Genomic DNA, 15,849 nt, shown 5'->3' with positions numbered 1-15,849 from the left:
CCTTCGTCATCGTCCGACCCCTACAGCGTCACGCGCGGCGACGGGCGCGTTCTCGGGTCGTGGCGCTGGCTGCGGGTCAAGACCCGCCCCCTCAACATCGATAGTGGGAAGGACACGGTCGAGCCACTTGGGAATCCACCATGCCGCCTTGCCCATCAACGAGAGCGCTGCTGGCACGAGAATCATCCGGACGATGAACGCATCCGCGATGACGCCGACGGTGAGAGCCATGGCGATGGAGCCGACCAGGGAGGAATGGCTCATGGCGAATCCTCCGAAAACGGCGGCCATGATGGCGGCTGCCGCCACGACGACGACTGCCGAGTGTCGGAAGCCCGCGCGCACGGCCTCCAGTGGCGTCAGCCCCCGCTCGTGAGCCTCGTGCATGCGAGAGACGAGGAACACCTGGTAGTCCATCGCCAGCCCGAAGAGAATGCCCGTGACCACGATGGGCAGGAGGCTCAGCAGCGGGTTCCCCTGCGGAGCTTGGACGATGGCGTCGAGCCAACCCCACTGGAAGATCGCGACGGTTGCGCCTAGGCCTGCGCCGAGCGACAACAGGAAGCCCGCGGTCGCGACGAGGGGGATGAGAAGCGAACGGAACAGGATCACCATCAGGACCAGCGAGAGTCCGACGATGAGTGCGATGTACATCGTGAGGGCGGACTGCAGCTGCTCGTCGGAATCCAAGCCGATTGCTGTTGCTCCCGTAACGAGAAGCTGCGCTCCACTGATCTCGCCATCTTCGGCGCGGATGTCGTGCACGAGGTCTGTCGTGCGCGAATCGAGCGGGCCGTACTTCGACATGACCGTCAGCATCGCCGTGTCACCGTCGTCTGTCACAGCGGCGGGGATCACCATGTCGACGTTGTCGAGTTCGGCAAGGTTGTCGACGACACCGGAAAGCACCGTCTCGACATTGTCGGATCGCACGAGAACGACCAGCGGGTCCTGGGCGCCGTCGCCGAACTTGTCAGCGACGATCTCGTAGGCGGCGCGCTGCGTAGAGTCGGGATCCTCTCCTCCAGGCATGGTGAGCGCCGTCTGCATCGACATGAGCGGTACAGCCGCCACGACGAGCAGTGCCGCGCCTCCCAGGAGGCTAAGGGCGCGACGCCGCGTGACGAAACGCGCCCAGCCGGCGATGAAGCCGTTCTTCTCCGTGACGTCCGTCCCCACCAGCTTGCGATCCCGACGCGACAGGGCCCGAGTGCCCATAAAGGAGAGCAAGGCGGGGACCAGGGTCAGCGCCATCAGCACAGCGATTGCAACCGCAAACGCCGCGGCGAGACCCATCTCTCCGAGGAACGGGATACCCACCACCGTCAGGCCGGTCAACGCGATGATCACGGTGGCTCCGGCGAAGACGACCGCAGACCCGGCAGTGCCGACGGCGACGCCAATGGCACTGTGCAAGCCTCTCCCCTCGCGAAGCTCGGTGCGGAACCTGGCGAGGATGAACAGCGTGTAGTCGATCCCGACGGCGAGGCCGAGCATGACGGCCAAGATCGGAGTGAGGGACCCGATGGGGGTCACCGCGGAGAACGCCAGTACACCGAGGATTCCGACAGCCACGCCGATGAGCGCAGTGAACATGTTCGCGCCGGCCGCAACCAGGGAGCCGAAAGTGATGAGAAGGACCAGGAATGCGAGCGCCGCGCCGACGATCTCGCTCGGCCCGAGGATCTCCGGCACCCCTTCACCGAGTGAGCCGCCGACTTCGGCGTTCAGACCATCAGCACGCAGAGACTGCGCGACTTCTGCAAGGCGCTCGGTCGCGGTTTCTGCATCTGCGGCGTTGTCCACGGACACGGTAGCGACCGCAGTCGAGAGGTCTTCGGAGATGTACGGGCGGGTCTGGTCGAAGGGGTCGGAGACAGATTCCACACCGTCGATGTCACGGACGTCGACGAGCGCATCGGCGATCCTAGCCATCGCCTCTGCATCGACGATGTCGCCGTCCGGGTTCTGGATGACGAGTTGCAACGAGCCGACATCCGAATCGTCCGGGGGGAATTCCTCATCCAGTACGCTCATTGCCTCGCTGGAGGGAGTGCCCGGAACATCGAACCCCCCGTCGCCGAACTTCATCCCGGATAGCGCGACCACGGCCAGCACGGCGACCGCCAAGAGCCAGGAGATCAGCACCGCCCAGCGATGACGTGCGGAGAACCGGCCGAGCCGGGAAAGTAGTCGAGCCATGAGAGTCCTTCGAAAGGCGCATCAGCGTGCGCGCGAGTGCTTTCTTCAACTCTGATTTCTCCGCGTCGCGCTCGCGTGGTCCGTGCGCAGGCTCCGATGTACTGCGTTGGCAGTAGACGCGATGTTGAACCACATGAACGAAAACGGTACATCTGCTACATTTTTGCCACCGCACTTCGACGATGAGGACCCATGCCACGCACTTCACCTGTAGCCCCGCCCGCCCGGCTTGTCAGCGAGGGAGGGGTGAAGCACCTTCACGTCCGTGGCAAGCGCTTCGTCATCCTCGGGGGTGAGCTACACAATTCCTCGAGCAGCAGCCGCCTCGCCATTCGAGATGCCTTCGATGCCCTGGACGGCATGAATCTCAACACCGTTCTGGCGCCTGTCTCGTGGCGACAGCTGGAGCCCCACGAAGGGGAGTTCGACTTTTTTCTTGTCGATGAGCTCGTCTCCACAGCGCGTGACAAGAATCTGCATCTGATCCCGCTCTGGTTCGGGACATGGAAGAACGGGCGCTCAACTTACATTCCCGACTGGGTGCGGTCCGACCCTCAGCGTTTCCCCCGGGCCGAAATCAGAACGGGCGAGACTCGCGACTGCTTGACTCCTTTCGCCACGGAAGCTGCAGAAGCGGATGCGCGGGCCTTCGCCGCGCTCATGGCGCACATCCGGGACATCGACTCTGCCGAAGGAACCATCGTGATGGTCCAGGTGGAGAACGAAGTCGGAATCCTGGGGGACTCCCGAGACCGTAGCGCTGCGGCGGAACACGCCTACCACAGCAGCGTCCCGGAAGACGTCCTCGCCGCGCTCCGCACGGATGCACCTCTTCGTATTCGAGAGGCGTGGCGCTCTCACGGCGAGCAGCAAGCGGGCACATGGTCGGAGTTGTTCGGAGACACCACAGACACTGATGAAGCCTTCATGGCGGCAGCCTATGCGCGCCATGTCGAGCGAGTTGCCGCCGCGGGAAGAGCCCAATACCCGCTCCCCCTGTTCGCGAACGCATGGTTGTACACGCAACTCGAGGTTGCGGATGGCAATCCGGCGGGGGGCCAGGAGCCAGGCATATACCCCAGCGGTGGCCCACTCCCCCATGTGGGAGCGATGTGGAGCGCACTCGCGCCCTCGCTGGACTTGCTCGTCCCCGACATCTACTTCGGGGACTTCGACCAGATCTGCAGGGACTACATCGGCCTCAGTGGCGGCCTTCTCATCCCGGAGATGCGCCGAAATGTCGCTGGTGTCGCAGACGCATTCGTCGCCTTGGGCACGCACTCCGCCATCGGGGTCTCCCCGTTCGGCATCGACACCACGGAGTTGCCCGAGGGCGAGGCCTTGTTCGATGCCTACGGGGCACTAGCGATCCTCGCAAAGGTCAACTCAGCGCCTCCCATCGGGAGCATCAGACTTCATGCCGAGCTCGAGCAGCAAGAGCTTGCGTTGGGGAGGTACACCGCCATCGCACGACGCGAGCCGAACAGGGTTGGCGGGTTCAACGAGTGGGGCTATGGGCTGATCGTTCAGGAGTCTGAGGACACGTTCCTCGCATGCGGCAGAGGAGCTGAACTGTCGTTCTTCTGCGCGGAAGGTCGAGCGGAGATCGTCAAGGTCGAAGAGCTGAGAGCTCGCGAAAGCGGCGTGGAGGTCTACCGCGAGCTCAACGGTGACGAGACAGAAAGCGGCAGCGTCGTGGTCTTGCCGTCTCTCGAACCACGACCGCCATCCGACGCGTACCACATCCCCTCCATCCGCCGGCGCAGTGGCGTGGTGCGGTTCACGTTGGCGAGCCCGCCGCCCGCCACCGCTCCGGCCGCCGAGCCATCGCGGTCGACCCGTACATGAACGGTGGGCGGGCGGACCCGAGTCACTCAGCGGATTGACACGCGTCAAAAACAGTGGTTCCCTGTACCTATCAACACCGATATCGGCCCCCGAAGCCGACTCGGACCAGAGCGCCCGATGACGGGCCCGTGATGAAGGCAAACCCATGAGACGCAAAGACGCGGCAAACATCGTGCCGACTAACACACCTATCGAGGACGTATCTCAGCTCACCTTGCGGGCGGAGGATGAGGAAGATCCCACGACGGCGGAGCTGCGCATTCCGAAGGTGGGGCCGGGCTTTGTCTTCGTGTACAGCTTCGCGTACTTCGGATACTTCCTGTGCCTGTTCATGCCGGCGCTCTTCAGCCTCCCGTACAAGATTCAACTCGTCGACCCCGCGAGCAAGGAGACCGTGCTCGGTCTGGTCGTCGGTATCAGTGCCATCGTTCTGCTGCCTGCAGGACCGGTACTCGGTGTACTCAGCGACCGAAGCAAGTTCGCCTGGGGGCGACGCCGGCCGTTCCTCATTCTCGGCTTCTCGGTCTTTGCCATCAGTGCGTTTCTGATTGCCATCGCGCCGAACGTGCCTCTCATCCTCGTTGGATACGTGATCGCTCAGCTCGCCGCATCCCTCGTAGGCGTCGCCATGAACCCCACCCTCGCCGAACACGTGCCCCCCGCACAGCGAGGCAAGCTGGGTGCGCTGAGCGGCGTTATGGCATCGATTGCTGGCGTCTCCGCCACCCTGGTTGGCAGCCTGTTGCTGAGCAACGTGGTGCTGCTCTTCCTGGCCCCGGTCGCCGTCTTCGCGCTCGGTGTGCTGCTGTGGGTACTCGTCATCCCCGACAGCCCCGCGCCGGAGCGTTTTCAGTCCGTCAAGGTTGGATCGTCCCTGCGTAGCCTGCTGTTCAACCCGCTCAAGCACCCAGATTTCTCGTTGGTGTGGGTCGGAAAGCTGTGCATCGGAGTGGGAACGGCATTCTTCAGCACCTACCAGCTGTACTTCCTTCTGGACCGACTCGGCTTCACCGCGGAACAGGCGGGTCAGCAGCTCGCTGTCGCCGGCGGGCTGGCCCTGCTCGCGACTATCGGATTCACGATCCTGGGTGGGTTCCTTTCGGACAAGTTGCGTCGGCGTAAGCCATTCATTTACATCGCGGCGGGGATGATCGCCGCGGGTATGGCCATCGCAGCTATAGCACCTGACTTCGGGATCTACATCATCGGAGGCGTGCTCATTTCCGCTGGTTCCGGCGCGTTCAACTCGGTCGATCTCGCCCTTGCCTCTGACGTCTTGCCCGACCCTGCTGCTGGCGGAAAGTGGATGTCGATCTACCAGGTCTCCGGCACACTGGCGACCGCTATCGGGCCTGTCATCGCGCCACTTCTTCTCGCCATCGGCGGAGGGTCTGGAAACTACACCGCCCTCTTCATCGCGGGTGGAGTCTTTGCCCTCGGCGCCGCAGTCACCGCAGCCCGCGTCCGCGGAGTGCGATGACCCGCTAGTTCCCCGGTGCCGCCGTGTGGCCGAGTGACAGCTCCTCGGCCACACGGAGGCATCTCTTATCCAGGACGCCTTCTCGCGCGTCGGCGCCCAACCACGAATGGAGTGACACTGTTGCCTAGCACGACTGACCTTTGGACCGGGCCGTACCTGAGCGTGGACGGCCGACCCTTCGTGGTCATCGGAGCGGAGGTACATAACTCCAGCTCAAGCACCGAACGGGCGATCACCGCGTCTTTCGACACCGTCGCGCTCCTCGGCGCCAACACGGTTCTTGCACCTGTCGCATGGGACCTCTTCGAACCGGTTGAGGGCACCTACGACACGCGCCTTGTCGACGCGATGATTGAGGGAGCGCGTTCGCGAGGCTTGAAGCTCATCCCTCTGTGGTTCGGGTCCTGGAAGAACGCCGCTTCGACGTACGTCCCAGCATGGGTGAAGCGGGACGCGGAGCGCTTCCCGCGCTCTCTCCTATCAACCGGTCACCATGCCGAACATCTCACGCCGTTCGGGTCCACGTCACGCGAGGCCGATGCGCGCGCGTTCGCTGCCCTGATGCAGCACATAGCCGCTGTGGACGCCGACCGCACGGTGATCGCGGTGCAGGTGGAGAACGAGATCGGGTTGCTCGGCGACACCCGCGACCGCAGCAATAATGCGGAGCGCCTGTTCAATGACCGTGTACCTGCAGCTGTCATCCATGCTGTTGCCGGGGACGTCGACGCCCCCCTCCACGCGGAATGGGTCGCCCACGGCAGCCTGAGGGAAGGAACTTGGGCGGAGGTCTTCCCTGCGGGCGACCGCGTCGACGAAGCGTTCATGGCGGCCGGTTTCGCCGCCTACACGCAGGTCGTGGCTGCCGCGGGGCGAGCGGAATTGAATGTTCCCCTCTTCGTCAACGCCTGGCTCGACCGCGATAGCGTACTCGACGGCCCGGTCGCCCTTGCCGGCGGCAAACGGCCTGGACAGTATCCGAGTGGCGGACCCGTTCTGCCGGTCGCCGCGATCTGGGAAGAACTCGCCCCGGACATCGATTTCCTCGCACCTGACATTTACGTCGATGACATCACAGAGGTACTCGCCGGTTTCAAGGCTCGCCGGGGGCGCCTGCTCATCCCGGAGTTGCGCGGCGACTCTCCCGGCATCCCGCAGATGTTCGAAGCCATCGGCAACCACGCGGCGCTTGGCGTCTCCCCGTTCGGTGTGGACTCCTATACGCCGACAGATCCTGAGTTTGCTCCCCTCACCGACGCCTTTCACCTCCTTCGGGCTGCGGCAGCCGTCGTCGCGGTCAATCCGGACGCGCAGATGCGCGCCATCATCCTGAACGAAGAAAACCCAGGTGCGGAGATCGTCCTCGGCGACGTGACGGTGACCTTGCACACGAAGGATGAGTGGGGGTACGTCACACCGGTCTATCCCGGGTACGCCATCGTCATCGAGGACGGCCCGAACGGGGTCTATCTCCTCGGCCGAGGTTTCTGGATCACCCTGGCAGGCACGGACGGACGGACGGCTTCCTTCCTTTCCGCGACCGCGTTCGAGCTCGAGGGCGACGAGCTTGTTCCGACGCTGCGCCTAAACGGCGATGAGACCGCCTCGGGCTCGCTGATCCCCTATCCCTTCCCCGGGAGCGGGCTGGTACCTGGCCGCGCCATTCCCACCCGTATCCCTGAGACGGGAATCACCCGGTTCTCCACCTACGCGATCTGAGCGCGCCGCGCCTCTTCCTCTTCCTCGTCTGCCCCACCGAACGGACCTGCTATGAACGACGACTACCTGCCCTACCGCGACTCCACCCAACCTGTGGGGGTGCGAGTACGAGACCTCCTCGAGCGCATGACACTCGAAGAGAAAGCTGCCCAGACGGCGTCACCTTTTGGCACGGCTGTCGATGCACACACCCCGCCTGCGACAGGCTGGGGTACTGCAACCGCCGCCATCGCTGCATTGAACTTGCCGCCCCGGGAGGCGGCGGCGCGCGTGAACGAACTGCAGCGCAAGCACATCGAGGACACGCGCCTCGGTATCCCCGTCCTTCTCGCGGAGGAGGCGCTCCTCGGTTTCAAAGTCCAGGGCGCGACCACCTTCCCGGACGCCATCGCTCAGGCAGCGACGTGGGATCCGGAACTCATCAGGGAGATGGGTGCGGAGATCGGGGCTCAGATGGCAGCCCTCGGCGCGAGGATGGCGCTGTCTCCGCTCGCAGACGTCGCTCGCGACCCGCGATGGGGACGAGTCGGCGAGACCTACGGTGAGGACCCCTACCTCGTCGGCTCGACGGCATCGGCCTTCGTTCGGGGGCTGCAGAACGCGGTCCCGGGAAGTCCGATCATCGCGGCGCTCAAGCATTTTGTCGCTTATGGGGCGAGCGACGGCGGACGCAATACCGAGCCCGCTCAGGTGGGAGACCGACTCCTGCGCGAGTTCTACGGTGTTCCGTTCGAAATGGCGATCCGCGATGGGGGCGCCGATGGAATCATGCCGTCCTACAACGACCTCGACGGCGTGCCCGTCACCGGGTCCCCGGAACTCCTCGACGGCCTCCTCCGCCAGGACTATGGCTTCGACGGAGTAGTCATCTCCGACCTCGACGCCATCGGGCAGCTCCATACCAAGCATGGCGTGAGCGATTCGCTGGTGGCCTCGTTTGCTGACGCCATTCGCGCAGGCGTGGATATCGACCTCGACAACCGCGTCTCCACCGACCGCATTGTGGAGGCCGTCGAGACGGGACTGCTCACCGAAGGCGAGCTGGACCGGGCCGTCGGGGCAATCCTCCGGGCAAAGTTCCGCCTGGGCCTCTTCGAGAACCCCTACGTGGATATCGATTCGGTCCCGGAGACTCTCGACTCTTCCGCTGCACGGGGGCTGGCGCGGCGGGTCGCCGAACGCTCGGTGGTCCTGCTCAAGAACGACGCGGTCAACGGCACCCCGCTTCTCCCGCTGACGAGGACGCCTGACACCATCGCCGTCATCGGGCCGAACGCGGACCGGCCCATGGGTCAGCTCGGGCACTACGCCTACCAGGTCCTCGACAGCATGACGAAGCGGTTCGCCCTCGCGGCGAACCCGCAGGCTCGTCTCGAAGATGTCGAGGAGCTGCGTGGCAAGACCGGCGCCGACGACGCCGATCTCCTCGTGGACACCGTGCCGCTCGTCACCTTCCTCCAGGGAATCCGCGAGCGCGCTGGTGACGCGGCAACCGTGTTGCACGAAGTGGGGTGCCCGGTCGAGCGCATGGACCGCTCAGACATCCCGGCCGCCGTCGACGCAGCCCGACGCTCCGATCTCGCCGTCCTTGTTGTCGGCGACCAGGCTGGCATCAACGGCTTCGGGACAGTCGGAGAGGGACTCGACAGCGCTACATGCGAGCTACCGGGCGTGCAGCGCGAGCTGGTGGAAGCAGTCCTGGACACGGGCACACCGACCATCGTCGTGCTCAGCCATGCGCGCCCGTACGTGCTGGGCTGGCTCGCAGACCGTGCTCCGGCAATCGTCTCTGCCTGGCTCGGCGGAGAGGAAGCCGGAGCCGCGACCGCCGCCGTGCTTTTCGGCGACGTGAACCCGGCAGGCAGGCTCCCTATCGCCATGCTGGAGAATGTTGGCTCCGCGCCCGTTCCCTACTGGAGGACGCTGCAGAGCAACGACAGCTATGTCGACGGCTCGGCACGCGCGGTGTTCCCCTTTGGACACGGACTCAGCTACAGCCAGTTCGAATACCGTGATCTCGCATTCCAGGCACCCCAAGTCGGAACCGACGGCGTGATCCGCTGCACATTCACCGTTTCGAACACGAGCGACCGAGACGGCGACGAAGTCGTTCAGGTGTACGGTCGCGACCTGGTGGCGCGAGTCGTTCGTCGATCTCGCGTGCTGCTGGGTTTCCAGCGAGTCTTCCTCCGCGCGGGTGAAGAGCGACAGGTGCTGGTCGAGATCCCCTCGGAGATGTTCGCGTTGTGGGACCGCCGGGAAGGCTGGGTGGTCGAACCGGGAGCCCTCCGCCTCTTCATCGGCGGGTCGTCCGCATCCACGCCCCTGAAGGGCAGTGTCGAGCTGAGTGGCGAAGTTCACCATTGCTCTCGTAACCGAGCGCTCTGGAGCACCGTCACTGTGGATGGCGAGCTGACCGATGTCGTCGAGGTTGCGCGCGTGGAGGTGGCGGTTCCGGCGTTGACCTCCGCGAGCACCATCGGGGACTGGTTGAGTCACCCCCGGGGACGGGCAGTGTTGTCTGACGCCCTGAACGGCGCCGACGAAGAGACACTGGCGCAGGCCATCGGTCTCACGCTCGATCAACTCGTGATGTACAGCCAAGGCGCTCTGCCAGCCGATCTGCCGCAGACGCTCCTGACGCAGGTCACCGAGGTCTAAACCGCGCAGAGGAAGGGCTGGGAGATCGCCTCGATCTCCCAGCCCTTCCGACGTCAGCGCGCCGTGCTACCTCCGTCGACCACCGAGACCGACGACTTCATGGTGTCAAGCTCGTCGAGGGTGAAGACCTCCGGCCCGTCGAGAAGCGCCCGCACGATCTCGTGGGCGCTGAAGCGCACATCGATGTCGATTGTGGTCAGCGACGGTTCCGTCACCCCTGACGCAATCGTGTTGTCCACCCCGATGACTCCGATATCGTCCGGCACGTTGCGCCCGGCGCGAATGGCTGCCGACATGACGGCAAGCGCGACATCATCGTTGTACGCTGCAATGCCGACGCTCTGCCCCCGCAGCATCTCGGCCGTCTGCTGACTACTGCCCCGCTCGAGGGAAAGGCGGATGGTCGGCAACACCGCGACGCCCGCCCGCTGACATTCCTCCAGCGCTCCTCGCTCACGGGCCGTCGCGTAAGGCTGCTCGCGCAGCGCCTCGGGAGTTGCGATAGCCACGGCTGTGTAGCCCCGTTCGATGAGGTGACGTGCTTGCATCGCGCCGATTTCACGGTCGATGGCTTCCTGGTACTCACGCGGCGGATCAACTACTGCCACGTTCGCTTCGTCCAGGCGAGCGCGCTGGGTTGGCGCCAGCGGCGCCACGCTCCATAGCCCCGCGGGCCGTAACGCAAGGACGGCTTCGTCGATCTGCGCGTCGCCAGAGGACAACCTGATGAGGTTAGTGCGGCCCGCTTGTGCGAGTTCGTCAGTGACCCTGTCGATGAGTTCCCGCAGGCGCGGACCGAGCGAGATATTGGGCAGGAGCGTGATGACGATGTCGCTGGTCCCCCTGGCGAGGGCTCGACCTGCGATGGACGGTCGATACCCGAGCTCTCGCGCGACTGACTGCACGCGGTCGACCATGTCCGGGCGAAACCGGTGTCCGTGGCCGTTCAGAATCTGGCTCACGGTCGACCTAGAGACCCCTGCTCTCGCAGCCACGTCCGCACTGTTGGTCATGTCGGTCTCCTTCTGGCGCCTTCGCCAGTTTACGAGAAAATCTCCACGCGCCATTGTCGCGTGTCAACATCCTAGCCCCGTCACCGCCCCGGTTTCGAAGCCGCCGTCACGGAATCATCGAGGCCCCTCCCCCAGACTCCTCTCCGGCGCGTGGAATCATCGGCTTTGACACGCGTCAATGTTCGTGATTTGATGCAGATGAGGCCCCTCGGCCTCGCACCAGATTGAGGACGACGATGACTTTGATGCGCCCCACCGCTGCGCGGTCCGACACGCTGTTGTCCACGTGGCGTGTTACTTCGGACGATGGGACCGAGGTCACCGTCCGCCTCCCCGATGATGCGATGCTGCGAGCTGGGCGTGACCCAGAGGCGAGCGGCGGCGCCGAGACCGGCTGGTTCCGCGGGGGCGACTACGACTACGTGACACAGTGGAGCGCCCCGCACGGAGACGGGGATGTCGTGCTCGTCTTCGAAGGCGTCCAGGGTGACGCAGAAGTCATGGTCAACGGCGAGAACGTCGGGACCGTGCGAAGCGGGTACACCGAGACAGAGCTGACAATCACGGACGTCGTGAGACGCGGCGAGGTCAACGCCATCCGCGTCATCGTCCACCACCGTGATCAGCCCGCAGAGCGATGGTATCCGGGCTCCGGACTGTACAGGCCCGTCCACGTGATCACTCGACCGCTGACACACTTCGGCCTCGACTCCGTGCGAGTGACGACCACCGAGATCGAGAGCGCACGCGCCGGTGTGCGCGTTGATGTGCGCATGTCCGGGGAGGCGCCGGCTTCGACACGCGTGACCGCTCGACTGAGCGCGAACGGCGAGACCGTCGCGCAGGGGCTGCTTCACGGCGCGTCCGGCGCTATTCATCTCGACGTCGCTGATCCCCGCCCGTGGAGCGCAGACACGCCCTTCCGCTACGAGCTACTCGTGAGCGCAGAGTCAGCCGACGACGTTCTCGACGAGTGGAGAGGCAGAGTCGGGCTTCGAACGGTGAGTGTCGACGCTCACCAAGGGCTTCGCATCAACGGCAAGCGAGTACTCCTCGCCGGAGCCTGCATCCACCATGACAACGGCCTCCTCGGTGCGGCGACCCATCGCGCAGCTGAGTACCGGCGGATCCGTATCCTCAAAGACGCGGGATTCAACGCGATTCGCAGCGCCCACAATCCGCTATCGCGGGATCTTCTCGACGCGTGTGACGAACTCGGGATGTACGTGTTGGACGAGCTCGCCGACTACTGGTTCGTGCGCAAGTCACGGTTCGACCACTCGGACCGATTCCGTGACACATGGCGCCACGATGCTGACGCGCTCATTGCGAAAGACCGCAACTACGCCAGCGTCATCATGTACGCCTCGGGTAACGAGATCCCGGAGACAGCCACCGCCGCGGGCGTTGAGCTGTCGCGCGAGATCACGGAGTACTTCCACACCGCGGACCCCACTAGGCCGGTCACCGTAGCCATCAATCTCTTCCTGAACGCGATGGTTTCGATGAACGCGTCGCCCTACAGCGCGAAGGGAGATCGCTCCGAGGAGGCGATGGCGGGAAGCACCGAAGCGAATGTGATGATCAATCACATCGGCCGGCTAATGAGCGTCGTCTCCCGCCTCCCGCGCGCAGACCGCGCCTCCCGCGACGCGTTCGCCACGGTCGACGTCGCCGGATACAACTACGGGATCGCACGCTACAAAGGCGATGCGCAACGCTACCCGCACCGCGTCATCTTGGGCTCAGAGACACTACCCAGCGATGTTGCGAAGGCGTGGCGCCTTGCTCAGGAGATCCCCGCCGTGATCGGCGACTTCGTGTGGGCGGGCTGGGAGTATCTCGGCGAGGCCGGAGTGGCCGTGTGGGTGCCAGGGAAGAAGGCCGGACTGGCGAAACCGTACCCGTATGTTGTCGCGGGCCCCGGGATGTTCGATCTCACTGGTCGGCCCGACGCGTCTCTTCGCCTCGCTCAGGCGGCTTGGGGTGTGCTGGACGCGCCCGTCATCACTGTTCGCCCACTCGACCGCGCCGGCCAACCCTACGTCCGGTCAGCGTGGCGTGTCACGGACGCGGTGGAAAGCTGGGCATGGCGCGGCAGCGAAGGAAAGCGCGCGGAGATCACGGTGTACAGCACCGCCGACGAGATCGAGCTGGTAGTGGGTGATCGCTCTATCGGGCGTCGGCGTGCCGGACGGAACACAGAGTTCCGCTTCTCGTTCACTACTCGGTGGGAGAGCGGAACCGTGCGCGCTATCGCTTACCGAGATGGCATAGAGGTCAGCCGCACTGAGCTGAGTTCTGCGTCCGACGTGAGCGTGCAGTTGCGTCCCGAAGCAGACACGCTTCTCGCCGACGGCGACGACCTCGCCTTCGTGCACGTTGAGCTGGCCGACGCGGACGGTGTCGTCGAGATGCTCGACGATGACCACGTTGACCTCGAAGTCAGCGGACCCGCCGAACTCGTCGGGTTTGGCACTGCGAATCCGGCGCCTGTGGACTCGTTCCTCTCGGCGCGCACGACGACCTACCGAGGGCGGGCGCTTGCAATTGTTCGCTCGACCGGGGAGACGGGCGAGGTGCGAATCACCGCGCGCTCTCGCCACCACGGGGAGACGACCGCCACCCTGCGGGCCATCTCATCCGACGCATCTGTCAGCCACGAGGCGCCACGCCTCGCGTGACCCACAACCCAGGAGAAACCATGTCTGATTCCACCCCGGACATCCCGCTGGATGACAAGCTCGCGCTACTGTCAGGCGCCACGTTCTGGGAGACCCACTCGGTGCCTTCCGCCGGCATCCGGCCACTCTTCCTCGCTGACGGCCCGTACGGGTTGCGACACCAGTCCGGCCAGCACGACAATCTGGCGATCTTCGCCAGTGATCCCGCCACCTGCTTCCCTCCTGGTGTGGCCGTCGGCTCCAGCTGGGACCCGGAGCTGGCTGCACGCGTCGGCACCGCGGTCGGTCGCGAGGCCGTCGCGCAGGGCGTGGATGTCGTGCTCGGACCTGGGGTGAACATCAAGCGCACCCCATTGTGCGGGCGGAACTTCGAGTACTACTCAGAGGATCCGCTCATCTCTGGGGTCCTCGGCGCTGCGTACACCACGGCCCTGCAAGCCGAGGGCCCGTCGGTGTCCGTCAAGCATTTTGCGGCGAACAATCAAGAGACAAACCGGCAGACCATCAGCTCGGACGTTGACGAGCGGACGCTGCGCGAGATCTACCTCCCCGCTTTCGAGCGCGTGGTGCGGGACGCTCGACCGGGCTCGGTGATGGCGGCGTACAACAAGATCAACGGTGTTCACGCCTGGGCTAACCCGTGGCTGTTGACTCAGGTACTGCGTGACGAGTGGGGCTTTGACGGCGTCGTCGTCTCGGACTGGAGCTCCGTCACCGACCCGGTCGCCGCCGTGCAGGCGGGCCTCGACCTCGCCATGCCCGCCGAGCCCGAGCACATCGAGCAGTTGCGTGCGGCGGCAGAATCCGGGGCGCTCAGCATGGACGCCGTCGATGCTGCCGTCGCTCTCTTGACCGCTTTGGCGGCCCGACCCCGCCCCGAGCGAGTCGAGATTGACGTGGACGTCCACCATGCCCTCGCGCAGGACGTGGCTGAAGGCTGCCCAGTACTTCTCCGTAACGAGCACGACGTCCTGCCGCTTCCCAAGGGAGTGGACGTCGCTGTCATCGGACTTCTCGCGACCGAGCCCCGTTTCCAGGGCGGTGGGAGCGCGAACGTCAACGCCACGAAGATTGATGAGCCTCTCGCCGAGCTGCGAACGCTGCTCGAGCGTGAGGGATCGACCGTCACCTACGCAGCCGGGTACAGTCTCGTCGGCAGCCCGGACGCCGAGTCTCTTGCAGACGAGGCCATCGCCGTCGCGCGTCGCGCTGATGTCGCGGTGGTTTTCGCGGGCCTTGGAGAGGAACAGGAGTCCGAGGGCTTCGACAGGAACACGCTGGACCTCCCCGCAGATCAGATCCACCTGATCCGTCGGGTCGCCGCCACTGCTGCGCGCACGGTCGTCGTGCTCTCCCACGGAGGTGTCGTGAGCCTGGAGGGCTGGCACGACGACGTCGATGCGATCCTCGATGCTTTCGTACTCGGCCAGGGCGGCGGACGCGCCATTGCTCGCATCCTCACGGGAGCGGTCAACCCATCCGGACGGCTGGCGGAGACGATCCCGCTGCGCCTCGAGGATCACCCGTCGTGGGTGAACTTCCCCGGGGAGCAGGGCCACGTTCGGTACGGCGAAGGAGTGCTCGTTGGATACCGCTACTTCTCCAGTTCAGGGACGCCGGTGCGCTACCCGTTCGGGTACGGGCTCTCCTACAGCTCGTTCGATTCTTCGCTCGACTCCGTCGAGGTGACGGGGTCCGACTCCGCGACCGTCACTGTGAGCGTCCGCAACACGGGCGAGCGGGCTGGCGCGCACGTGGTGCAGGTGTACGTCTCCACCGATGCGGGTGACGTGCGTCGGCCCACGCGCGAGTTGCGGGCTTTCGAGAAGGTCCCTCTCGATCCTGGAGAGTCGCGGGAAGTGCGGTTCGAACTCGATAGGCGCAGTTTCGCCTACTGGGACGTGGAGCGCGCCGACTGGAGTGTGAAGGAGGGCGAATATCGCGTGCAGCTTGCGGACGACGCATCCAGTGTCTGTGGAGAAGTAGCGATTGAGCTTGAAGGCGATAAGTCCGCAAGCGCAGTCACGCTCGACAGCGCGATTGCCGCATGGCTGGACCACCCCTCCATCGGGGAGGAGACGAACCAGACCCTGGGGTTCGCGTCCGTAGAAGTGCCCGCTGAACAGATGGCTCAGGTGCGCTCTATGACGATGCGGCAGTTCGTCCGCATCTCGGGCCTGCCCGTGCCGCTCGAGGCGCTGCAGCTGCTCGCCGACCGTACACACTGATCATCGGAGTTGAT

General features: G+C 65.0%; 8 protein-coding genes. 6 read left to right on the top strand and 2 right to left on the bottom strand.

The features are described from left to right. Positions 1-6: 6 nt before the first annotated feature. Positions 7-2,202 (bottom strand): MMPL family transporter, encoded by a 2,196-nt coding sequence (locus ACCO44_RS08860; RefSeq protein WP_372469285.1) that lies wholly within the window; start codon positions 2,200-2,202, stop codon positions 7-9. 246 nt (positions 2,203-2,448) lie between these two features. Here ACCO44_RS08860 and ACCO44_RS08855 point away from each other — a divergent pair, with 246 nt between their 5' ends. From ACCO44_RS08855 to ACCO44_RS08840, 4 genes are all read left to right on the top strand, one after another. After that, a complete protein-coding gene (locus tag ACCO44_RS08855; protein WP_372469284.1) occupies positions 2,449-4,050 on the top strand; it encodes a DUF5597 domain-containing protein in 1,602 nt (533 codons plus the stop codon). A 145-nt stretch (positions 4,051-4,195) separates the two neighbouring features. Next, complete coding sequence (locus ACCO44_RS08850) at positions 4,196-5,530, top strand: MFS transporter (RefSeq protein WP_372469283.1); 1,335 nt, start codon at positions 4,196-4,198, stop codon at positions 5,528-5,530. A 111-nt stretch (positions 5,531-5,641) separates the two neighbouring features. Further along, the gene (locus tag ACCO44_RS08845; RefSeq protein ID WP_372469282.1) at positions 5,642-7,249 is read left to right on the top strand and encodes a DUF5597 domain-containing protein; all 1,608 of its coding nucleotides are present in this window, start codon (positions 5,642-5,644) and stop codon (positions 7,247-7,249) included. Positions 7,250-7,300: 51 nt separating this feature from the next. Beyond that, positions 7,301-9,910 carry a beta-glucosidase gene (locus ACCO44_RS08840; RefSeq protein WP_372469281.1) on the top strand — a complete coding sequence of 870 codons (2,610 nt, stop codon included), beginning with the start codon at positions 7,301-7,303 and terminating at the stop codon, positions 9,908-9,910. Between the two features lie 53 nt (positions 9,911-9,963). On the opposite strand, the gene ACCO44_RS08835 is transcribed toward ACCO44_RS08840, so the two are convergent. Then, positions 9,964-10,923, bottom strand: coding sequence for a LacI family DNA-binding transcriptional regulator (locus ACCO44_RS08835; RefSeq protein WP_045279629.1), 960 nt, complete (start codon positions 10,921-10,923; stop codon positions 9,964-9,966). A gap of 245 nt (positions 10,924-11,168) precedes the next feature. Between ACCO44_RS08835 and ACCO44_RS08830 the strand changes: the two genes are divergently transcribed. Both ACCO44_RS08830 and ACCO44_RS08825 read left to right on the top strand, forming a co-directional pair. Further along, a complete protein-coding gene (locus tag ACCO44_RS08830) occupies positions 11,169-13,607 on the top strand; it encodes a glycoside hydrolase family 2 TIM barrel-domain containing protein (RefSeq protein WP_372469280.1) in 2,439 nt (812 codons plus the stop codon). Then, a complete protein-coding gene (locus ACCO44_RS08825) occupies positions 13,604-15,835 on the top strand; it encodes a glycoside hydrolase family 3 C-terminal domain-containing protein (RefSeq protein ID WP_372469279.1) in 2,232 nt (743 codons plus the stop codon). The genes ACCO44_RS08830 and ACCO44_RS08825 overlap by 4 nt, the downstream gene beginning before the upstream one ends. Positions 15,836-15,849: the final 14 nt, after the last annotated feature.

This window comes from Microbacterium maritypicum (genome assembly GCF_041529975.1).
GTDB lineage: Bacteria > Actinomycetota > Actinomycetes > Actinomycetales > Microbacteriaceae > Microbacterium.
This window is presented reverse-complemented; position numbering and strand designations above follow the sequence as displayed.

Excerpts from the sequence above, each read along its gene's own strand:
- ACCO44_RS08860 (WP_372469285.1), bottom strand. The coding sequence starts at position 2,202 with ATGGCTCGACTACTTTCCCGGCTCGGCCGGTTCTCCGCACGTCATCGC.
- ACCO44_RS08850 (WP_372469283.1), top strand. The coding sequence starts at position 4,196 with ATGAGACGCAAAGACGCGGCAAACATCGTGCCGACTAACACACCTATC.
- ACCO44_RS08840 (WP_372469281.1), top strand. The coding sequence starts at position 7,301 with ATGAACGACGACTACCTGCCCTACCGCGACTCCACCCAACCTGTGGGG.
- ACCO44_RS08830 (WP_372469280.1), top strand. The coding sequence starts at position 11,169 with ATGCGCCCCACCGCTGCGCGGTCCGACACGCTGTTGTCCACGTGGCGT.
- ACCO44_RS08835 (WP_045279629.1), bottom strand. The coding sequence starts at position 10,923 with ATGACCAACAGTGCGGACGTGGCTGCGAGAGCAGGGGTCTCTAGGTCG.